The following is a 22,629-nucleotide window of genomic DNA, read 5'->3' as shown; positions in this document are numbered from 1 at the left end:
TAGTAAGGAAAAACATATCATATATTACGGAGGGAATATGTATGCCATCTACATTAGAAATTAAAGACCTACATGTGTCTATTGAAGATAAAGAGATTTTAAAAGGTGTTAACTTAACAATCAACACTGGTGAAATACATGCAATCATGGGGCCAAACGGTACTGGTAAATCAACATTATCATCAGCTATCATGGGACACCCAAGCTACGAAGTAACTCAAGGTGAAGTATTATTAGACGGTGTTAACATTTTAGAATTAGAAGTTGATGAACGTGCAAAAGCAGGATTATTCCTAGCTATGCAATATCCATCTGAAATCACAGGTGTAACAAATGCAGATTTCATGCGTTCAGCTATTAATGCAAAACGTGAAGAAGGCGAAGAAATCAACTTAATGCAATTCATTAAAAAATTAGACAAAGAAATGGATTTCTTAGATATCGATCAAGATATGGCACAACGTTATCTTAACGAAGGTTTCTCTGGTGGGGAGAAAAAACGTAACGAAATCTTACAATTAATGATGTTAGAACCTAAATTTGCTATTTTAGATGAAATCGACTCAGGTCTTGATATCGACGCACTTAAAGTAGTTTCAAAAGGTATTAACCAAATGCGTGGAGATGAGTTTGGTTCATTAATCATCACTCACTATCAACGTCTATTAAACTATATTACACCAGATCACGTACACGTAATGTTCGGTGGTAAAGTTGTAACTTCAGGCGGTCCTGAATTAGCAAAACGTCTTGAAGAAGAAGGCTATGAATGGGTTAAAGAAGAGTACGGTGCTACAGAATAAATCTGAACTTTTATGCAAAAAATAAGATGAAGATTTAAGGCATTCATTATTGCCAAAGGATTTAAATCATACGATCATCAAATGGGAGGAAAAAAGTATGACGACTGAAACTTTAAACATTTCTGAAGCGCAACTTGTTGAGTATTCACAAGCCCATAATGAGCCAGCTTGGATGACAGAATTACGTAAAGAAGCGTTGAAATTAACTGAAACTTTAGAAATGCCAAAACCAGATAAAACGAAAATTAATAGATGGGACTTCGACTCATTTAAACAACATGAAACAACTGGAAGTGTATTCCAGTCATTAGAAGAATTACCAAATGCAGTAAAAGAAATTATAGATGTAGAAAATTCTGATAATCTAATTATTCAACACAATAATACATTAGCTTTTTCAAAAGTATCTGAATCAGCTACAAAAGATGGTGTAGTCGTTGAAGGTCTATCAGAAGCCTTGGTAAATCACCCAGAGCTAGTTAAACAATATTTAATGACAGAAACAGTTGCTCTCGATGAACATAGATTAACTGCTTTGCATACTGCATTAATTAACGGTGGTGTGTTTGTATACGTACCGAAAAATGTTGTAGTAGAAAACCCTATACAATATGTTGTATTACATGACGATGCTAATGCTAGTCTATACAATCATGTTATTATCGCTACTGAAGAAAGTGCTGAAGTAACTTACGTTGAGAACTATTTATCTACTGCAAGTGGTGAAGGTAATCAAATTAACATCATTTCAGAGGTAAATGCTGGAAAGAATTCTACAATCACTTATGGTTCTGTGGATTATTTAGATAAAGGATTCACTGGACACATTATTCGACGTGGTATCACAGCTGAAGATGCAACGATTAACTGGGCGTTAGGTTTAATGAACGAAGGTAGCCAAATTATTGATAATTCAACTAATTTAATTGGTGACCGTTCAGAAAGTGCCTTGAAATCAGTTGTTGTTGGTACTGGAGACCAAAAAATCAACTTAACTTCTAAGATTGTACAATATGGTAAAGATACGAATGGTTATATCTTGAAACACGGTGTAATGAGAGAAAATGCTTCTACTGTATTCAATGGTATTGGCTATATCAAACATGGTGGTACAAGATCAATTGCGAACCAAGAATCTCGTGTATTGATGCTTTCTGAAAATGCACGTGGCGATGCGAACCCAATCTTACTTATCGATGAAGATGATGTGGAAGCTGGTCACGCAGCATCAGTTGGACGTGTTGACCCTGAACAATTGTATTATTTAATGAGTCGTGGTATCTCACGTGAAGAAGCTGAAAGACTTGTTATTCATGGTTTCTTAGACCCTGTTGTTCGTGAATTACCTATTGAGGACGTTAAGCGTCAATTACGTGAAGTTATTGAATTAAAAGTAAACAAATAATAAATAGTTAAGCAATCAGAGTAATGTTAGGACAATAGTCATGAAAGAAACGATTATGCTGTAGTAAAGGATTGCTTTAGCATAATGATGTTTCGCCTTAACTAAGGACTGATTATAGATTCTTAATAAAGAAAGGTCTGAGGATAATTTGACCGAATTATTAAATGTGAATGAAATTATAAAAGACTTTCCAATTCTTGACCAACAAGTAAATGGTAAGCGATTGGCATACTTAGATTCAACAGCGACAAGTCAAACGCCAATTCAAGTTATAGAAGCGATTGACGATTATTATAAACGTTATAATTCTAATGTTCATCGTGGTGTTCATACTTTAGGTTCACTTGCGACAGACGGTTATGAAAATGCACGAGAGACAGTTAGAAATTTCATTAATGCCAAATACTTTGAGGAAATTATTTTTACGAGAGGTACAACTGCTAGCATTAATCTAGTAGCGCATAGTTATGGCGATGCTAATGTTTCTGAAGGTGACGAGATTGTGGTTACAGAGATGGAACATCATGCAAACATTGTGCCATGGCAACAATTAGCTAAACGTAAAAATGCTTCTTTAAAATTTATACCAATGACAGAAACTGGAGAATTAAACATTGAAGATGTTAAGGCTACAATTAATGACAATACTAAAATTGTAGCAATTGCTCATATTTCTAACGTTCTTGGTACTATTAATGATATTAAAGCAATCACTGAAGTGGCACATGCACATGGTGCAGTTATCAGTGTAGATGGTGCGCAAGCGGCACCGCATATGGATTTAGATATGCAAGACTTAGATGTTGATTTCTATAGCTTTAGTGGACATAAAATGCTTGGACCAACAGGTATCGGCGTACTTTATGGCAAACGACAGTTGTTAAATCAAATGGAACCTACTGAATTTGGCGGTGACATGATAGATTTCGTCGGTAAGTATGATGCATCATGGGCAGATTTACCAACTAAATTCGAAGCGGGAACGCCTTTAATTGCACAAGCAATCGGTTTAGCTGAGGCGATTCGTTACTTGGAAAGTATCGGCTTTGACGCGATTCATGAGCATGAGGCAACGTTAACGCAATATGCTTACGATAGAATGTTAGAAGTCGAGAATATTGAAATTTATGGTCCTCCGAAAGAACGTCGTGCAGGTGTTATTACCTTTAATTTAGGTGACGTACATGCGCATGATGTGGCTACAGCAGTAGATACAGAAGGTGTTGCTGTAAGAGCGGGCCATCACTGTGCACAACCGTTAATGAAATGGTTGAATCAATCTTCAACTGCCCGTGCTAGCTTTTATATCTATAATACGAAAGAAGACGTTGATCAAATGGTTGAAGCATTGAAACAGACGAAGGAGTTTTTCTCGTATGAATTTTAATAATTTAAATCAATTGTATCGTTCTGTAATTATGGACCACTATAAGAGCCCAAGAAACAAAGGGAAATTAGATAATGGTTCGATGACGGTAGATATGAATAATCCAACATGTGGTGACCGTATTCATCTGACATTTGATATAGAAGATGGCTTCATTAAGGATGCGAAATTTGATGGTGAAGGATGTTCGATTTCAATGTCTAGTGCTTCAATGATGACTGAAGCGGTAAAAGGTCATTCACTTGCAGAAGCAATGAAGATGAGTCAAGAATTTACAAAAATGATGTTGGGCGAAGATTATGAAATTACTGAAGATATGGGAGATATTGAAGCATTACAAGGTGTTTCTCAATTCCCTGCAAGAATCAAGTGTGCCACACTAGCTTGGAAAGCATTAGAAAAAGGCACAGTCGAAAAAGAAGGTAATGAGGAATAATTAAGCACAACACGTTGACATTGTGTAAAATTCCATTCACACTAAGGGTAACAGCAAGACTTAAAATTAGAAAATGAACAGACAAGTTATAATACATGCTTAGAATAGACGAGCGTTTGCAATAGAAGTCGTTTTAAATATATAAAAGGAGTGATTGAAATGGCTAAAAAAGCACCTGATGTTGGAGATTATCAATATGGTTTCCACGATGAAGATGTTTCCATTTTTAGATCAGAACGAGGATTAACAGAAAATATCGTTCGAGAAATCTCAAATATGAAAGATGAACCAGAATGGATGCTTAATTACAGATTGAAATCATTAAAGCAATTCTATAAGATGCCAATGCCACAGTGGGGTGGAGACTTATCAGAATTAGATTTTGATGATATCACTTATTATGTAAAACCATCTGAAAATACTGAACGTTCTTGGGATGAAGTACCAGAAGAAATCAAGCGTACGTTTGATAAATTAGGTATTCCAGAAGCTGAACAAAAATATTTAGCTGGTGTTTCAGCTCAATATGAATCAGAAGTTGTTTACCATAATATGGAAAAAGAACTTGAAGAAAAAGGTATTATATTTAAAGATACTGACAGTGCATTAAGAGAAAATGAAGAACTATTCAAACAATATTTCTCAACGGTTGTTCCGGCAGCAGATAATAAATTTGCGGCATTAAACTCAGCTGTATGGTCTGGTGGATCATTTATTTATGTTCCAAAAAACATTAAATTAGATACACCATTACAAGCTTATTTCCGTATTAATTCTGAAAATATGGGACAATTCGAACGTACTTTAATCATTGCTGATGAAGGTGCATCAGTAAACTATGTTGAGGGTTGTACTGCGCCTGTTTATACAACAAGTTCACTACACTCAGCAGTTGTTGAAATCATCGTACACAAAGATGCACATGTACGATATACTACAATTCAAAACTGGGCTAATAATGTTTATAACCTAGTTACTAAACGTACATTAGTTTATGAAAACGGAAATATGGAATGGGTAGATGGTAACTTGGGTTCTAAGTTAACTATGAAATATCCAAACTGTGTATTAATGGGTGAAGGTGCTAAAGGTAGCACATTATCTATCGCATTTGCTGGTAAAGGACAAGTGCAAGATGCTGGTGCGAAGATGATTCATAAAGCGCCTAACACTTCTTCTACAATCGTCTCTAAATCTATTTCTAAAGATGGCGGTAAAGTTGTTTATAGAGGTATCGTTCACTTTGGCCGTAAAGCAAAAGGTGCGCGTTCAAATATCGAATGTGACACATTAATTTTAGATAATGAGTCAACTTCTGATACAATTCCATATAATGAAGTATTTAACGATAATATTTCATTAGAACACGAAGCGAAGGTTTCTAAAGTTTCTGAAGAGCAATTGTTCTACTTAATGAGTAGAGGTATTTCTGAAGAAGAAGCAACTGAAATGATTGTAATGGGCTTCATTGAACCATTTACAAAAGAACTTCCAATGGAATATGCAGTTGAAATGAACCGTTTAATCAAATTTGAAATGGAAGGATCAATCGGATAGGATTGTATCTCCACATTTAACACTTATAATTTAAAGAAAAACACGAGGCATACACATTTGATACCCATTGTCGAAATGGTATTGAATTCATAGTATGGTCTCGTGTTTTTTGTATCAATTTATACTATGAAGTCATTTATAACCGTCATGCTAAATTTGATTGTATGCCTATAGCTAAGCGTTTAGTAAAAGTGTATGATGGGAATATATGTTTAAAAGAAAATAACATTTTGTTAAATTAAAAAGGAGAAATGCATAGATGATTATAGCCATAATCATACTTTTGTTTGCGTCAATCTTCTTTTCAATCAGCGAGACAGCTTTATCTGCTGTAAATAGGATGAAGCTACAGTCAAAAGCTGAACAAGGGGAAAATAAAGCAAATAAAATTTATCAGCTATTAAATAAACCAAGTGTCTATTTAACAGCTATTGTTATCGGTAAAAATGTTGCTAATATTATTTTAATTTCTTTGGTAACTTTGTGGTCTGAGAACCGGGAATTTAACATGATATTAACGATATTACTTGCTATTATAGGCGTCATTATTATTTGTGAGGTTGTTCCAAGGGCTTTTGCTGAGGCTTATCCAGAGAAGACCACACGATGGATTTATCCGATACTTGTAGGTTATATTTTTGTAATAAAGCCTCTCATTATCATTTTAAATCAATTAACTAAGATAATTAAAAATATGGTGCCGAATCATTCACAGGAAGAGCAGCGTTTTTCTAAGGAAGAAATTAGACAAATCGTTACGATTGCAGAGAGTCAAGGTGCGTTTAATGAAGTTGAGAAAAATCGCATACAAGGTGTCATGAATTTTGAAAAGTTAAAGATTACAGATATTGATACAACACCTAGGATAAATGTTACTGCGTTTCCTTCTGATATTTCTTATGAAGAGGCATATGAAACTGTAGTTTCCAATCCGTATACACGATATCCGGTATACGATGAAGATATTGATCATATTATTGGTGTCTTTCACTCAAAATATTTGTTAGCTTGGAGTAGAAAGACTTCAGATGATATTTCTAACTATATTTCAGAGCCATTATTCGTCAATGAACATAATAGAGCGGAATGGGTGTTGAGAAAAATGACAGTGTCTCGTAAGCACTTAGCAATTGTATTAGATGAATATGGAGGAACGGATGCTATCGTTTCACATGAGGATTTGATTGAGGAAATGTTAGGTATGGAAATCGAAGATGAGATGGATGAAGAAGAAAGAGAAAAACTGAAACAGCAACTCACTGCATATTATAAAAAATAAGTGCTAGATTAATAATCGTTGTGGAGATCTTTAAAGGGGTGTTTTTTCATGAAATTAACAAATGATGTCACAGAGAAATTAGGTATTCGTTATCCAATTATCCAAGCTGGTATGGCAGGGAGTACAACGCCTGAGTTAGTAGCAACGGTGAGTAATAGTGGAGGGTTAGGCACGATAGGTGCTGGTTACTTTACAACGGATAAATTAGATCAAGAAATTACACACGTCCAAGAATTAACAGACTTACCATTCGCAGTGAATTTATTTGTGCCAAGTGATAAGTTATATTTACCTGAAAAGGTTGAAAAAATGAATGCTTGGTTACGACCTTATCGACGGGCGTTGAACCTTGAAGAACCTACAGTTAATATTAGTGAAGAAGAACAATTTAATACTGCAATAGAATTATTAATAGAAAAAAATGTACCTATTGTTTCGTTTACCTTTGGTATACCTGATGGTGCAATTATTGATAAATTAAAGCAAAATCATATGAAATTAATTGGTACTGCGACTTCAGTTGAAGAAGCTATTGCGAATGAACAAGCAGGGATGGATATGGTGATTGCACAAGGTAGTGAAGCTGGTGGTCATAGGGGGTCATTTACATATGTTGCAGGTGATCAAGTACCCTTGGTTGGTACAATGTCATTGGTGCCACAAATTGTAGATGCTGTTAATATTCCAGTGATTGCTGCTGGTGGAATAATGGATGCGCGAGGATTAATTGCGAGCATGGTTTTAGGGGCTAAAGGTGCCCAATTAGGTACAGCGTTTTTAACTACTGAAGAAAGTGGAGCTTCAACGTTATATAAAAATGCGATACAAGAAAGTAAAGAAACGGATACGGTAGTTACCAAGGTCTTTAGTGGTAAGCCAGCGCGAGGTATTGATAATGATTTCATTCATAATATGAATAGATATGATGATGACATCCCGGATTATCCAATTCAGAATCAACTTACAAATGCTATAAGAAAGGCATCGGCACAAAATGGTGATACAAAATGGACGCATTTATGGAGTGGTCAGTCGCCAAGATTGGCGCGTGCAGTTTCGGCATCTACATTGATGCAACAAATCATCCGACACACAGAAACTTTGATTTAAAGTGAATTTTATAGACTATAACTGAATATATTTGTAAAAGAGCAAAGCACTCAAATACAATAAAATTGAAAGTGATTGTTATTACAATGATTCAATTGCATTGTATGCATTAGGGTTAGTATTAACTTTACTAAACAGAGGAGCGATTGCTCTTTTCTTTTTAACTAAATTCAAAAACAACTGCAGATTAAATGTTATTCTGTTTACATTGTAAAGTTATGATGATTTAGAATTTATCAAGTGATTACCTTAATTCAGATATGGTATCATTAATGTGGTGATATTATGATAAATATAGGATTAACTGGTTGGGGAGATCACGATTCACTCTATGTAGACTTGCAAAGAAAATCAGATAAATTACTTACATATGCGAGTCATTTTCCAATAGTAGAATTAGATGCTTCATATTATGCAATACAGCCGGAGAGAAATATTAATAAGTGGATAAGAGAAACGCCTAAAAGATTTGAATTCATTGTGAAAATTCACCAGGCATTAACGTTACATGCTGATTATCATGATTTTGCAGAAACGAGACAAGCATTGTTTGATCAGTTTATTGCTATGATTAAACCTTTGCAAGAGGTTAACAAATTAGCAATGGTATTAGTTCAATTTCCACCTTGGTTTGATTGTACTGCTAAAAATATTGCATACATCCGTTATGTTCGAGAACAATTAAAGTCATTTCCAGTATGTGTAGAATTTAGACATCAGTCTTGGTTTAATGAGGAGTATAAAGAGCAAACATTAGCATTTTTGACTGACCATGAACTGATTCATGCAGTTTGTGATGAACCGCAAGTAGGCCAAGGTTCTATACCTTTAATTAATCGTATTACGCATGAAACTGCATTTGTACGATATCATGGGCGTAATACTAATGGTTGGACGAAAAAGGATATGACAGATGAAGCGTGGAGAGATGTTAGATATCTTTATGATTACAGTGATAAAGAATTGATGGAATTAGTTAATAAAGTTAAAGTTTTAGAGCATAAAGCTAAAAGGATTTATGTTGTGTTTAATAATAATTCTGGTGGTCATGCAGCAAATAATGCTAAGCAATATCAACAATTATTAGGAATAGATTATGAAGGACTCGCACCAAAGCAATTGAAATTATTTTAGGAGAGATTTGATGTTAACTATAGTGTTATTGGTATTAATTGGTGCATTATCAGCTATTTTAGGATCGTTGGTAGGCATAGGTGGTGGAATAATTATTGTGCCAACGCTTGTTTATTTAGGCGTGGATAATGATATTTTACATGGTATTACACCACAAATTGCAATAGGTACTTCGTCAGTAATCTTGATTGTAACGGGATTATCATCTACGTTAGGGTATTTAAAGACTAAACAAGTGGATGTGAAAAATGGTTCTATATTTTTATTTGGTTTATTACCTGGTTCGTTAATTGGTTCTATCTTAAGCCGTTATTTAACGTTAGAGTCATTTAATTTATATTTTGGGATATTTTTAATCTTTGTTTCAATATTATTAATGGTTAGAAATAATATTAAGCCACTAAAAATATTTAATAAACCAAAATATGAAAAAACATATGTGGATGGTACAGGTAAGACGTTTCATTATAGTGTGCCACCGGTCGTGGCATTTATTGCAACACTATTTATAGGTGTCCTAACAGGTTTGTTTGGTATCGGTGGTGGTGCATTAATGACGCCGTTAATGTTAATTGTATTTAGATTTCCACCACATGTGGCAGTTGGAACAAGTATGATGATGATTTTCTTTTCAAGTGTGATGAGTTCTGCAGGACACATTGCTTTAGGTCATGTAGCCTGGATTTACTCTATTGTATTGATTATTTCAAGTTACTTTGGTGCTAAGTTAGGAGTTAAGATTAATCATTCAATTAAATCAGATACAGTTGTAACATTATTACGCACAGTTATGTTAATAATGGGTATATATCTAATAATTAAGTCATTTTTATAATACTTGAGGAGGGGAATAGCGATGCAGTTAACAATCTATCATACGAATGATATACATAGTCACCTTCAAGAATATGCAAACATATCAGCATATTTGAATGAAGAAAGACCTAAATTAAATCATCCCTCACTCTATCTTGATATCGGTGACCATGTTGATTTATCAGCACCTGTGACTGAAGCAACTATGGGGACAAAGAATGTTGAATTATTGAATCAAGCACATTGTGATTTAGCTACGGTTGGCAATAATGAAGGAATGACAATTTCACATGATGCATTAAATGCATTATATAATGATGCTCAATTTCCAATTACCTGTGCGAATGTATTCGACGAACAAGGTAATCTACCAAATCATATTCAGTCTTCTTACATTAAAGAAATTGAAGGTGTTAGAATTCTATTTGTGGCTGCAACTGCACAATTCACGCCGTTTTATCGTGCTCTAGATTGGGTTGTTACAGATCCATTAGAGGCTATTAAAGATGAAATCAGTGCAAATGAAGGTGCCTATGATATACTTATAATTATGAGTCATGTTGGTGTGTTTTTTGATGAAAAATTATGTCAAGAAATCCCAGAAATAGATCTTATTTTAGGCAGTCATACACATCATCACTTTTTAAATGGAAAGATGAATAATGGGGTGTTGATGGCGGCCGCAGGAAAGTATGGCTACTATCTTGGTGAAGTTACTTTAGATATAGAAGATAAGCGTATTATAAATAAAAAAGCAACGTTATATCCAGTGACACAATTACCAAAAGTTGAAACCAACTATGAAGAAGAAGGGCGCTTACTCTTGAGTGACCCAGTTGTTGATCATCCAGTATATTTACCTAGAAGAACAGATGTAATCACGCAATCAGCATATTTGTTAGCAGAGAGTGTATTTGAATTTACCAATGCGGATTGTACGATTATTAATGCGGGATTAATCGTAAAAGGCATTGAAGCGGATCAAGTTACAGAGTATGACATACACCAAATGCTTCCACATCCGATTAATTTGGTGCGCATTAGATTAACTGGACAGGAATTAAAGCAAGTCATCATCAAAAGTCAAAAGCAAGAGTATATCAATGAATTTGCACAAGGATTAGGTTTTAGAGGAGATATATTTGGTGGTTATATTTTATTTAATATTGGCATCATTCAATCTGAATCTCGTTTCTTTATAAATGGGGAGGAAATTGATGACGATACAACATATACACTAGGCACCGTCGATATGTATACATTTGGTCGTTATTTCCCAACATTAAAGGAACATGCAATTGAATATTTAATGCCTGAGTTTCTACGTGATATATTTAAAGAGAAACTTTTGGAATATTAAAAGATGGACAATATACATTTAAATTTGCCCCGAATTTCGTTATAATATATACAGATTTCAATTCAGGAGGATTGTGCGTTTATGGCTACTAAAAATGAAGAAATTTTACGTAAACCGGATTGGTTGAAGATAAAGTTAAACACAAACGAAAACTACACTGGTCTTAAGAAAATGATGCGTGAAAAGAATTTACACACAGTTTGCGAAGAAGCAAAATGTCCGAATATACATGAGTGTTGGGGAGAAAGACGTACTGCTACTTTTATGATTTTAGGTGCAGTATGTACTAGAGCTTGCCGTTTTTGTGCGGTTAAGACAGGATTACCAAACGAATTAGATTTAGAAGAGCCAGAACGCGTGGCAGAATCAGTTGAATTAATGAACTTAAAGCACGTTGTAATTACAGCTGTTGCGCGTGATGATTTAAGAGATGCTGGTTCAAATGTATATGCAGAAACAGTCCGCAAAGTAAGAGAACGTAATCCATATACATCTATTGAAATTTTACCATCTGATATGGGTGGCGACTATGAAGCATTAGAAACGCTTATGGCTTCTAAACCAGATATTTTAAACCACAATATTGAAACAGTGCGTCGTTTAACACCAAGAGTTCGTGCGCGTGCAACTTATGATCGTACATTAGAATTCTTGCGTCGCTCTAAAGAATTACAACCAGATATCCCTACTAAATCAAGTTTAATGGTTGGTTTAGGTGAAACGCATGAAGAAATACTTGAAACTATGGATGATTTACGTGCTAATGATGTAGATATCTTAACTATTGGTCAATATTTACAACCATCACGTAAGCATTTGAAAGTTGAAAAGTATTACACACCATTAGAATTTGGTAAATTAAGAAAAATTGCAATGGATAAAGGTTTCAAACATTGTCAAGCTGGTCCATTAGTACGTAGTTCTTATCATGCCGATGAACAAGTTAATGAAGCGGCAAAAGAAAGACAACGTTTAGGTGAAGAACAACTTAAGCAAGACGCAACTACAAAATAACTAAATAATTAATGCAAAGACTTAGTTCAATTTTAATGTATGCCGACAATGTTACATTAAATGAGCTAAGTCTTTATTAAAACTTTAAGCTATTCCAATCATATTATAATGGAGAGCGCGATAGATTAGGTGAGTACAATGATAAAGGTAAATGAACAACATTTTGAAATTGTTGAAGATTATAGGGACTGTTTTGATGAAGAAATATTTGCCAACCGTTACTCAGATATATTAGATAAGTATGATTATGTTGTTGGTGATTTTGGATATGAACAATTGAGACTCAAAGGTTTTTATAGTGATCACAATAAAAAGGCAGAACTTAGTAAACGTTTCTCAACGATTCAAGATTATTTATTGGAATATTGCAATTTTGGTTGTCCTTATTTCATCTTGAGACACATACCAGAAAAAGAAATCAAAGATAAGTTAGCTCAGCAACAACAGGAAGATGAAATTATTGAAAGTAATAAACTTCAAGACGTCAAGATTCAACCTAGCATCCAACAACCTGAAAAATAAAAGAACCAAGTGTCTATAATTTGAACTGCTTCATTCAAGGTTTTCATTTTTAAATGTCTACTTTGTATGAAGTATGTCAATTGACGCTTGGTTTTTTTATTAATGTTATTTAATGTATTAATGAATCTTACTCCTACGAAGTTTGTGTTTAAAATCAAATCGCTGATTTATTGAATGACTTCGTTGAGATATTCAGAAATTTCATTTCCTTCTTCTTCTGATACACCGAGGATATGTGCGATATAACCTTCCTCTTCTAAATCATCCGTACCGATAATGCCAAATTTATTCGTTTGCATATTCAAGACAATCGTTTTACCATAATGACGATTGGTTTGTACTAACATTAAATCATAGCGGCTGTGTTCGCCCACAAACCCGACAAATTGTACTTGTGCTGATTCGTCATCATCATATAAATACATATCTATCATTTATATTCGCTCCTTAAGGTGTATTTATTAAAGTTAATATTTTTAAGTTTAATAAAGCGTTAATAATTAGTATAACTGGAAATGAATTAACCTGTAAAGTTATGGTATGATGAACAAGATAGGGGTGACGAGTATGTATTTCGTAAACAAAGAACAATTAAATGCTAAATTAAATTACTTACAACAATTACTTAGCGATTATCCACAGCAGAAACATAATCATTATGCATTTGAACGCATAGCTCAAATGTTGATTGAATCATCAGTGGATATAGGTAATATGATTATTGATGGATTTATTTTGAGAGATCCAGGTAATTATAAAGATGTTATTGATATCTTAGAATTAGAAGGTGTCATTTCAAAGGACACACAACAACATATTAATGAAACTGTTGAAGTTAGAAAGCAATTTGTTCATTACTATGATGAACTGAATACTACAGAACTTATTCCAATTTTTGATAAGTCAGTACAGTACTATCAGCAATTTATTACTGAAGTATTGCAATTTTTAGAGAACGAGAATGTACCAATTACTGCATTTGGTCAAAAAGGAGAATAAATAGAAATGAAAAATTACAAAGCATATCTAATTGACTTAGATGGAACTTTATATAAAGGTAATGAAACAATAGATGGCGCTAAGGCCTTTATATCATATTTAAATCAGCATCAAATACCGCATTTATATGTAACAAATAATTCAACGAAAGAACCAGAAGAAGTAGCGACAAAATTATCGTCAATGGGCTTAGATGCCAAAGCTACTGAGGTGGTTACTTCTGCACTTGCGACTGCCGAATATATTTCAGAAGCTTCACCAGGAGCATCAGTATATATGTTAGGTGGCACAGGTTTGAAAAAAGCATTAACGAGTCATGGTTTACAATTGAAAAATGATGAATTTGTTGATTATGTTGTTATTGGTTTAGATGAAGCGGTGACTTATGAAAAATTAGCTACAGCAACATTAGGTGTGCGTAATGGGGCAACATTTATTTCGACGAATAAAGACGTTTCTATTCCGAAAGAACGTGGTTTCTTACCGGGTAATGGCGCGATTACAAGTGTGGTTTCAGTATCTACTGGCGTCCAACCAACATTTATTGGAAAGCCAGAACCAATTATTATGCATAAAGCACTAGAACAATTGGAATCATTAGGAATTAAGCCTGATGATGTTGCCATGGTGGGTGACTTATATGACACGGATATACTGTCAGGCATTAATGTTAGTATCGACACGATTCATGTTCAAACGGGCGTAACAACTAAAGCTGAAATTGAACAAAAAGATGTACCACCAACATATAGCTTTAAAGATTTAAATGAGGTTATTAATGAGCTAGAACAATAGGGGTGATTAGATGGAAAAAGTAATCGTAACAAGAAAGATTCCGCAACCATTTATAGATCAGTTAGAATTATTTGCAGATGTAGAGGTATGGAATGAATCCTACACACCAATGCCACGAGAAAAATTTTTAGAGGCATTGAATGATGCGACAGCTTGCTTTATTACATTAAGTGAAACGATAGATGAAGAAGTTATTGCACACGCGCCAAAATTAAAGGTTATTGCAAATATGGCAGTTGGTTTCGATAATATAGATGTGCAACTTGTTCGCAGTAAGGGGATAGTAGCAACTAATACGCCTGAAGTTCTAACTGAAACTACCGCAGAATTAGGCTTTACTTTAATGTTGACTGTAGCAAGACGTATCATTGAAGCGGAACAGTATGTTCAAAATGGCGAATGGCAAAGCTGGGGACCTTATTTACTTGCAGGTAAAGATCTATATAATGCTAAAGTAGGTATTTTTGGCATGGGAGATATTGGTAAGGCATTTGCAAGACGTTTAAAGGGCTTTAATGTTAATATTATGTACCATAATCGTAGCAGACAGGTAGAGGCAGAAGAAAGTTTGGGTGCGCTTTATGTATCGTTTGATACATTATTAGAACATAGTGACTTCGTTGTTTGTACAGCACCGTTGACTGAGGAAACACGCGACAAGTTTAATGAGGCAGCATTTAAAAAGATGAAAAATGATGCTATTTTTATCAATATTGGACGAGGTGCAGTCGTTGATGAAACAGCATTAGTTGCAGCATTACAAGATGGTGAGATTGCTGCATGTGGCTTAGATGTATTACGAAAAGAACCTATTGATATGTCACACCCATTATTATCTATGAAAAATGCACTCGTCTTACCACATATTGGTAGCGCATCAGTCATCACTAGAAACCGTATGATACAGTTGTGTATTGATAATATTAGACTAGTCTTAAGTGGCAAAGATGCGAAAACACCAATTAAATAATAAATTATTTTTTGTATTATACTATCTTTAAATATTGCTGGCAGAGTTACTTAAACTCTGCTGGCTTTTTTTATGTGAAAAAGACTATATTACGAGTGGATAAATAAAATCAAGTATTGCATGTCTATAAAAATCAGAAAAGTGATTAGCTTTTTATCAATAATATTTCAAAAACAATTGCTAAACTAAAAATACAATAAAAATAAGCAATATATAAGTGGAAGTTATCTTGGATAAGTATGTATATATATCCATAAAAGACTAATATTTATGTTGTTTCTAACTTCAAAATAACAATAGATATATGAATTATAGATAATAAAACTAAACGCAAAGCATTTAATATAACATTTTTGTTAGCTGAAGAAATATGGATTTAATTGTAAAGATGGGAAATTGATTGTATAATTATGAACAGTAAATAAAAAATATTTTAATTATATATGTGTTAAAATATATTAGAAAACAGATAAATAGAATATAGTATTTTGCACGTGTTATAAAGGAGGCTCAGACATATGAATCATGATAAAAAGCACACCATTGAAAAAATTAAACCATGGTTGCTTACTATCTTATACGTAGTAATATTTATTGCGCTTTATTTGATTTATGGAACTGGAGATACGCAAAATAACTTTATTTATAATGAATTTTAATGAAGGAGACAACTATGAAAGACATTATTCAATCATTAATTGAAAATAATAAAAACGATGCGAATCAAATAGCGATTAAATATAATGATGAATCATTAACTTACGGTGAATTAAATCATTATTCAAATAAATGTGCAGATATGATTGCTAAATCAAGTCGACCTGTAGTGATTTATGGTCATATGTCACCTTTTATGATTGTCGGTATGATTGGAGCTATTAAGGCAGGATGTGGTTATGTACCAATAGATATTTCTATACCTCAAGATAGGGTAGAGGCAATTGTAAATAAGGTTCAGCCAGAATTTATACTTAATACATCTGAAGCGATACTGCCATTTTCCGATATAACGATATTTGATGTTCAATGCATTATTGATCACGAAGAGGTCAGTGAATTTGAATGTAAAATGCAGCCCAATGATGTCGTTTATACTATTTTTACATCAGGTTCGACGGGAGAACCGAAGGGCGTGCAAATTTCATACGATAGCTTAAATGAGTTTACACAGTGGATGGTGGAACTAAATCAGTTAGGGGTTAAACAGCAATGGCTCAATCAGGCGCCATTCTCCTTTGATTTATCAGTAATGGCTATTTATCCATGTTTAGCTACTACAGGAACATTAAATTTAGTAGATAAAGCAATGATAAATAAACCAAAGCTATTAAATGATATGTTGCAACAAGCCACTATTAATGTGTGGGTGTCGACCCCTTCGTTTATGGAAATGTGTTTAATGTTACCAATGTTAGACCAACAACAATATCCAAGCCTAAAAGAATTCTTCTTCTGTGGTGAAATTTTGGCACATAGAACAGCAAAAATGTTATCTAAAAAGTTTCCTGATGCATATATTTATAATACTTATGGTCCAACAGAAGCCACTGTTGCTGTCACAAGCATTTTGATAAACGAGGAAGTACTAGCCAAGTACAATCCATTACCAGCTGGTCAATCTAGACCAGGTACACAGTTACATTTAACTTCTGAACAAGAGTTAATTATTTCAGGGAATGCTCTAAGTAAAGGTTACCTAGAAGACAAAGTAAAAACAGATGCCGTATTTAGATATGACAATGAAATTCGTAATTATTACACAGGTGATAAAGCTGAGTACAAAGATAATCAATGGTTTATCAATGGTCGATTAGATTTTCAAATTAAATTAAATGGCTATCGAATGGAGATAGAAGAAATTGAGTTTCAGTTAAGACAATCACCTTCTATACAAGAGGCAGTGGTTGTTCCGAACTATCGTGACAATAAAGTCACGCATATCAATGCCGTTATAATTACAGCGGATACCATAACTCAGATGACTGATGAGCAGGCATTTATTCATGAAATTAAAGCGGAATTAAAGCAACACCTGCCTGAATATATGATACCTAAAAAGATTATGTTTACTGACCGTTTACCATTGACTCATAATGGTAAGTTAGACCGTAAACAGATTGCTGAGGACTTTACATAATGACACCATATGGCACATTTACGTTCTTTCTCATTGCATTCATCGTATTATTACCGGTTATAATATTAGGGTTTTTAGGTAAGAGAAGTCATATTTATAATGGTCTGAGCACATTATTTATGATTGAACTTATTTTCTCATCGACAAAACATAATTTCTTTGATCAACCATTGTTAAGTGTAGCTTTTGTTAACTTTATTATATATGTCGTCTGGCAAGTATTAATCATTATGTATTATTGGAAATCACGTTTTGTTAAAAATACATTTAGCAAATTCTTTATGGTGATAACACTGTCAATCTTGCCATTGATTATTGTTAAAGTAATGCAAAGTTCATTATTAGGTACTGCACAAATTAAATTTCATGAAAGTAAGGTAGTCGAATTAATAGGTTTCTTAGGTATTTCTTATGTGACATTTAAAAGTGTCCAATTATTAATGGAAATCAGAGATGGCTCAATTAAAGAAATTGATCATTGGAAAGTTGTCCAATTTATTACATTCTTCCCAACGATTTCATCTGGGCCAATTGATCGATATAAACGCTTTGTCAAAGATGATCGTGTAGCACCAAGTGGTGAGGCGTATAGAGCATTAGTGGAAAAAGCGATTCATTATATTATGCTTGGCTTTTTATATAAATTTATTATTGCACACTTACTTCACGTATACGCAATTACCCCGTTATTAATGGATTTAACAGGATTTACTGCAAAATGGTTATATATGTATGCTTATAGTTTATATCTGTTCTTTGACTTTGCAGGTTATACATTGTTTGCGATTGCATTTAGCTATTTATATGGTATTAAATCTCCGCAAAACTTTAATCAGCCATTTAAAGCCAAAAATATTAAAGACTTTTGGAACAGATGGCATATGTCATTATCATTTTGGTTTAGAGATTGTATTTATATGAGAGCATTATTCTTTATGTCTAAGAAAAGATTATTAAAGAGTCAATTTGCGATGTCTAATATCGCATTTTCTTTAAATTTTATTATCATGGGAATTTGGCATGGTATCGAAAGCTATTATATTTTGTATGGCATGTATCATGCTGCATTATTTATAGGTTATGGTTATTACGAAAGATGGCGTAAACAACATCCACCACGTTGGCAAAATCAATTTACAACTGTAATGAGTATTATCATAACGTTCCATTTCGTAGCATTTGGATTTTTAATCTTTTCAGGGAAACTGTATTAAAACATAGGAGGAATTTAAAAGTATGGAATTTAAAACACAAGTATTAGATTTATTAGAGGAAGTTACTGAAAATAACATTGTAAAGGAAAATCCCGATATTGCGCTGTTTGAAGAAGGTATTATTGATTCATTCCAAACTGTTGGTTTATTATTAGAAATTCAAAATAAATTAGATATTGAAGTTTCAATTATGGATTTTGATAGAGATGAATGGGCAACACCGAATAAGATTATTACGGTATTAGAAACATTAAGATGAAGTTAAAAGCATTTATTCCTATCATTGTAAGTCTCATTCTATTTGGTGTATTTCTTATATTACCAGCTAGTTGGTTTACAGGTTTAATCAATAATAAAACACTTCAAGAACAACGACTAAATATAACTGATCAAGTGCTAAAGGGTACACAAATACAAGATAAAATGTATAAATCTGATAAATACTATCCTATATACGGTTCAAGTGAACTTGGAAAAGATGATCCGTTTAATCCAGGTTTATTGTTAGATGATAAGAAAAAGGCGCCAATGCAACCGTTTCTAATTGGAACAGGAGGTTCTACTGATCTTGTCAATGCAGTTGAAGCCGCATCACAATTTCAGAATTTAAAAGGGAAAAAAATGGCATTTATTATATCACCTCAATGGTTTACAAATAATGGTTTAACAAATGTAAACTTTAAAGCGCGTATTTCAGATGCTCAAGTGAACCAATTATTTCAACAATCTGGGATGAGCGATAAATTGAAACAACGATATGCGGATCGATTATCCAAATTTAAAGATGTCAAGAATAAGTACTATTTAAAGGAAATGAAGAAACATCCTAACAAGGTTAAGGATAATTATTTATCATCATTTAAAGCACAACAATTAATGAAGATAGAAGCGATCAAGTCAATCTTTCCAGCAAAACCATCTCCTTTGTCACAAGTTAAGCCTATAGATAGTAAAAATAAATCATGGAAAGATTTATCTAAAGAAGCGGAAAAGCTTGGAAAAGACAGTACTAAAACTAATAAATACGGAATTAGAGATGAATATTGGAAGTTGATCAATAGTCATAAGAGAAAAATTAATCGTGATTACGAATTTAATGTAAATTCTCCAGAGTTTCAAGATTTAGCACTCTTTGTGGATACAATGAATGAAGCAGGTGCAGATGTGCAGTACATTATTTTACCATCAAATGGTAAGTGGTATGATCGTATCGGTATTAAGCAAGAACGCCGGCAAAAGGTGTACGATAAGATTAATAACACAATCACACAACGAGGTGGTAGTGTTTATAATATGACCGATAAAGATTATGAACCATATGTAATAAGCGATGCTGTTCATGTAGGCTGGAAAGGTTGGGTCTATATTAGCGAACAAATTGCACATCATATGAAAGGTGAAACGCATCATCATAAACATCATAAACCAGACGATAATGCACCAGTTCAGCATAACAATAAAGCACCAAGTGTAAGCTAAATATTATTTAATAAATCAAAGTAAAAGACAATCCATTTTTATTGAATGGTTGTCTTTTTTTCTATAAAAAAACTGCTATCCATTGTCGGATAACAGTCTTTGTCATAAATTATCATGAGATAATTCTAGATGATAGAAAACTAACTCATGTCTATTATTGATGTGCATGTGATGGTCTTAACATATATGTTGTTAGAAAACTTGTTCTACTTCGATAACGCCAGGTACCTCTTCGTGTAAAGCACGCTCAATACCCGCTTTTAATGTGATTGTAGAACTAGGGCATGTACCACAAGCACCATGTAATTGTAACTTAACAATTCCATCTTCTACATCTACGAGTGAGCAGTCACCACCATCACGTAGTAAGAATGGACGCAATCTTTCGATAACCTCTGCTACTTGATCAAACATCGTTGCGTTTTCAGTTGGCATGGAAATGCCTCCCTTCCAAGTAAATAATTTCATGTTATACTTATCTTTTTATTATAATAGAAATGTGTTGAAAAATCTATAAATGAAAACAAAAGGGGATAGTAAAATATGAATAAAGCGAGTGTAGTTGTTTATGGCGCCGATATCGTGTGTGCAAGTTGTGTTAATGCACCGACTTCTCGTAATACGTTTGACTGGTTACAACCATTGTTAAAAAGAAAGTATCCAGAAATTTCGTTTGAATTTACTTATATTGATATAGAAAAAGATACCGAAAATTTAACTGACCATGATCAACAATTTATAGAACGTATTCAAGAGGATGAATTGTTTTATCCTTTAGTGACAATCAACGATGAATACGTTGCAGATGGTTATATTCAATTGAATACGTTAACAAAGTTTATGGATCAATTTGGGTAAGAGGTATGTAACATTACTATTTTTAACAAAAGGCTAAGATACATTTAAGAAAGACTGAGCCATCAATATGAAAAACCAGTAAATGATGATAATCGTCATTTACTGGTTTTTTACTTGGATTTTAGTCCTACTAAATGCTATAACAATAAAAACATAACTATGGAAAGTCTATCATTATCGATAGCTTCATAGCTATGTTTAGTATATTTCAATAGGAATTATAGTACATCTCAATTAATACCATTGATACGACTCCTTGAAATGATTAGCCGTTGTGATATTTGTATAACCAAAGTACTCCGGATTTCAAGATTGATGCTAAGCGGCCTGTCACAGTTCTGTCCATGATATAGGCGAAACCTTTCTTATCACCTAATGAGCCTAAGAAACCTTGAATTTTAATTTCAGGCATTTTTTCTGGTAGAGGTTTATTTTGCCATTGTAATTTCATGACATCGGCAATTTGATCACCCTGTGCTTCAGCGAGTTGTGCACTAGGTGCATGTGGTAATTCAGCACAGTCACCCACGACATAGACATTTGGATATGTTGGAACTTGATGATATTGATTCAAGATAACTCGACCACTCTTACTAATATCAATAGGTAAGTTTCTCACTAATTCAACTGGTTGAATACCAGCAGTCCAAACGATTAAGTCTAATTCTTCTGGTACATCGTTGTTGTAAATACGCCCAGGCTCTACACGATTGACATCTGAATTAGGGATAACCTTTACGTTATTCTTTTTGAACCATTTTTCAATATAAGTACTTAATTTTTCAGGGAAACGACTTAGGATGCGTTCACCTCTGTCATATAAGTAGATTTCTAAGTCTTCACGACTTTCACGTAATTCACTAGCAAGCTCAATGCCACTTAAGCCAGCGCCAACAATACCGACCTTCGCTCCATTTGGAAGTTCGCTAATGTGATGGAATGTTTCTCGAGATTTCGACAATGTCTGAATACTGTGTGTATACTCTTCAGCACCAGGCACATTGTGATATTTATCTTCACAACCAAGACCAATAACTAATTCATCGTAGTCTACTTTTGTATTCCCAACTGAAACAATTTGATCGTCGAGATTAATATCATTAATTTCTCCGTAAACATTGTTTAAACGGTCAGAGTTTGGAAAGTTCATACGAATATCTTTATCAGATTTCGTACCTGCAGCTAACTCATAGAACTCTGGTTTTAACCCATGATAAGGCATACGATCGATTAGTGTAATGTTATAATTTTCCGGAAGCGCATTTGGTAAAATGTGTGACATAATGCGCATATTTCCGTATCCGCCACCTAAAAGAACTAAATTTTTCATTATTAGATACCCCTCTAGTAAAAA

General features: G+C 33.6%; 24 protein-coding genes. 21 read left to right on the top strand and 3 right to left on the bottom strand.

What is annotated here, in order from left to right; genetic code table 11:
• The first annotated feature begins 41 nt into the window (after positions 1-41).
• The 12 genes from sufC to JN168_RS09820 all read left to right on the top strand — a co-directional run bounded on the left by sufC (position 42) and on the right by JN168_RS09820 (position 12,823).
• The gene (gene sufC / locus JN168_RS09875; protein WP_042739742.1) at positions 42-803 is read left to right on the top strand and encodes a Fe-S cluster assembly ATPase SufC; all 762 of its coding nucleotides are present in this window, start codon (positions 42-44) and stop codon (positions 801-803) included.
• A gap of 97 nt (positions 804-900) precedes the next feature.
• On the top strand, positions 901-2,208 hold the full coding sequence (gene sufD, locus JN168_RS09870; RefSeq protein ID WP_042739743.1) for a Fe-S cluster assembly protein SufD: 1,308 nt from the start codon (positions 901-903) through the stop codon (positions 2,206-2,208).
• A 148-nt stretch (positions 2,209-2,356) separates the two neighbouring features.
• On the top strand, positions 2,357-3,595 hold the full coding sequence (locus JN168_RS09865; RefSeq protein WP_232154854.1) for a cysteine desulfurase: 1,239 nt from the start codon (positions 2,357-2,359) through the stop codon (positions 3,593-3,595).
• Positions 3,585-4,031 (top strand): Fe-S cluster assembly sulfur transfer protein SufU, encoded by a 447-nt coding sequence (sufU, locus tag JN168_RS09860; protein WP_042739745.1) that lies wholly within the window; start codon positions 3,585-3,587, stop codon positions 4,029-4,031. Before JN168_RS09865 ends, sufU begins: the two co-directional genes overlap by 11 nt.
• Before the next feature lie 159 nt (positions 4,032-4,190).
• Complete coding sequence (gene sufB / locus JN168_RS09855; RefSeq protein WP_042739746.1) at positions 4,191-5,588, top strand: Fe-S cluster assembly protein SufB; 1,398 nt, start codon at positions 4,191-4,193, stop codon at positions 5,586-5,588.
• A gap of 259 nt (positions 5,589-5,847) precedes the next feature.
• Positions 5,848-6,867, top strand: coding sequence for a hemolysin family protein (locus JN168_RS09850; protein WP_107590038.1), 1,020 nt, complete (start codon positions 5,848-5,850; stop codon positions 6,865-6,867).
• A 48-nt stretch (positions 6,868-6,915) separates the two neighbouring features.
• Complete coding sequence (locus JN168_RS09845; protein WP_042739748.1) at positions 6,916-7,977, top strand: NAD(P)H-dependent flavin oxidoreductase; 1,062 nt, start codon at positions 6,916-6,918, stop codon at positions 7,975-7,977.
• 285 nt (positions 7,978-8,262) lie between these two features.
• Entirely contained in the window at positions 8,263-9,111 is an 849-nt protein-coding gene (locus tag JN168_RS09840; RefSeq protein ID WP_232154855.1) for a DUF72 domain-containing protein, read from the top strand.
• A gap of 7 nt (positions 9,112-9,118) precedes the next feature.
• Positions 9,119-9,946 carry a sulfite exporter TauE/SafE family protein gene (locus JN168_RS09835; RefSeq protein WP_042739750.1) on the top strand — a complete coding sequence of 276 codons (828 nt, stop codon included), beginning with the start codon at positions 9,119-9,121 and terminating at the stop codon, positions 9,944-9,946.
• 21 nt (positions 9,947-9,967) lie between these two features.
• Entirely contained in the window at positions 9,968-11,287 is a 1,320-nt protein-coding gene (locus tag JN168_RS09830; RefSeq protein WP_279525848.1) for a bifunctional metallophosphatase/5'-nucleotidase, read from the top strand.
• An 81-nt stretch (positions 11,288-11,368) separates the two neighbouring features.
• Positions 11,369-12,301, top strand: a complete 933-nt coding sequence (gene lipA, locus JN168_RS09825; protein WP_042739752.1) for a lipoyl synthase — start codon at positions 11,369-11,371, stop codon at positions 12,299-12,301.
• Positions 12,302-12,439: 138 nt separating this feature from the next.
• Positions 12,440-12,823: a YutD family protein gene (locus tag JN168_RS09820; RefSeq protein WP_042739753.1), complete on the top strand. Its 384-nt coding sequence runs from the start codon at positions 12,440-12,442 to the stop codon at positions 12,821-12,823.
• 167 nt (positions 12,824-12,990) lie between these two features.
• Here JN168_RS09820 and JN168_RS09815 read toward each other — a convergent pair whose 3' ends face one another.
• Entirely contained in the window at positions 12,991-13,257 is a 267-nt protein-coding gene (locus JN168_RS09815; protein WP_042739754.1) for a DUF3055 domain-containing protein, read from the bottom strand.
• Between the two features lie 133 nt (positions 13,258-13,390).
• On the opposite strand from JN168_RS09815, the gene JN168_RS09810 reads away from it, so the two are divergent.
• From JN168_RS09810 to dltD, 8 genes are all read left to right on the top strand, one after another.
• Positions 13,391-13,822, top strand: coding sequence for a DUF86 domain-containing protein (locus JN168_RS09810; protein ID WP_042739755.1), 432 nt, complete (start codon positions 13,391-13,393; stop codon positions 13,820-13,822).
• 6 nt (positions 13,823-13,828) lie between these two features.
• On the top strand, positions 13,829-14,617 hold the full coding sequence (locus JN168_RS09805) for a TIGR01457 family HAD-type hydrolase (protein ID WP_042739756.1): 789 nt from the start codon (positions 13,829-13,831) through the stop codon (positions 14,615-14,617).
• A 10-nt stretch (positions 14,618-14,627) separates the two neighbouring features.
• Positions 14,628-15,587: a 2-hydroxyacid dehydrogenase gene (locus tag JN168_RS09800; protein WP_042739757.1), complete on the top strand. Its 960-nt coding sequence runs from the start codon at positions 14,628-14,630 to the stop codon at positions 15,585-15,587.
• 518 nt (positions 15,588-16,105) lie between these two features.
• A complete protein-coding gene (locus JN168_RS09795) occupies positions 16,106-16,246 on the top strand; it encodes a teichoic acid D-Ala incorporation-associated protein DltX (protein ID WP_042739758.1) in 141 nt (46 codons plus the stop codon).
• 14 nt (positions 16,247-16,260) lie between these two features.
• The gene (gene dltA / locus JN168_RS09790; RefSeq protein ID WP_279525847.1) at positions 16,261-17,724 is read left to right on the top strand and encodes a D-alanine--poly(phosphoribitol) ligase subunit DltA; all 1,464 of its coding nucleotides are present in this window, start codon (positions 16,261-16,263) and stop codon (positions 17,722-17,724) included.
• On the top strand, positions 17,724-18,938 hold the full coding sequence (gene dltB / locus JN168_RS09785; RefSeq protein WP_042739760.1) for a D-alanyl-lipoteichoic acid biosynthesis protein DltB: 1,215 nt from the start codon (positions 17,724-17,726) through the stop codon (positions 18,936-18,938). The genes dltA and dltB overlap by 1 nt, the downstream gene beginning before the upstream one ends.
• Positions 18,939-18,960: 22 nt before the next feature.
• A complete protein-coding gene (dltC, locus tag JN168_RS09780; RefSeq protein WP_042739761.1) occupies positions 18,961-19,197 on the top strand; it encodes a D-alanine--poly(phosphoribitol) ligase subunit 2 in 237 nt (78 codons plus the stop codon).
• Positions 19,194-20,417, top strand: a complete 1,224-nt coding sequence (dltD, locus tag JN168_RS09775) for a D-alanyl-lipoteichoic acid biosynthesis protein DltD (protein WP_229367074.1) — start codon at positions 19,194-19,196, stop codon at positions 20,415-20,417. Before dltC ends, dltD begins: the two co-directional genes overlap by 4 nt.
• A 192-nt stretch (positions 20,418-20,609) precedes the next feature.
• Here the strand turns inward: dltD and JN168_RS09770 are convergent, their stop codons facing one another.
• On the bottom strand, positions 20,610-20,852 hold the full coding sequence (locus JN168_RS09770; RefSeq protein WP_042739763.1) for a NifU family protein: 243 nt from the start codon (positions 20,850-20,852) through the stop codon (positions 20,610-20,612).
• 108 nt (positions 20,853-20,960) lie between these two features.
• Here JN168_RS09770 and JN168_RS09765 point away from each other — a divergent pair, with 108 nt between their 5' ends.
• Positions 20,961-21,275, top strand: a complete 315-nt coding sequence (locus JN168_RS09765; RefSeq protein ID WP_042739764.1) for a YuzD family protein — start codon at positions 20,961-20,963, stop codon at positions 21,273-21,275.
• A gap of 265 nt (positions 21,276-21,540) precedes the next feature.
• Here the strand turns inward: JN168_RS09765 and JN168_RS09760 are convergent, their stop codons facing one another.
• Positions 21,541-22,605 carry an NAD(P)/FAD-dependent oxidoreductase gene (locus JN168_RS09760; RefSeq protein ID WP_107513205.1) on the bottom strand — a complete coding sequence of 355 codons (1,065 nt, stop codon included), beginning with the start codon at positions 22,603-22,605 and terminating at the stop codon, positions 21,541-21,543.
• Positions 22,606-22,629: the final 24 nt, after the last annotated feature.

It is taken from the genome of Staphylococcus gallinarum, from assembly GCF_029774255.1.
GTDB classification, from domain to species: domain Bacteria; phylum Bacillota; class Bacilli; order Staphylococcales; family Staphylococcaceae; genus Staphylococcus; species Staphylococcus gallinarum.
Note: the sequence above shows the minus strand (reverse complement) of the source record. Positions and strands in the feature narration are given on the sequence as shown.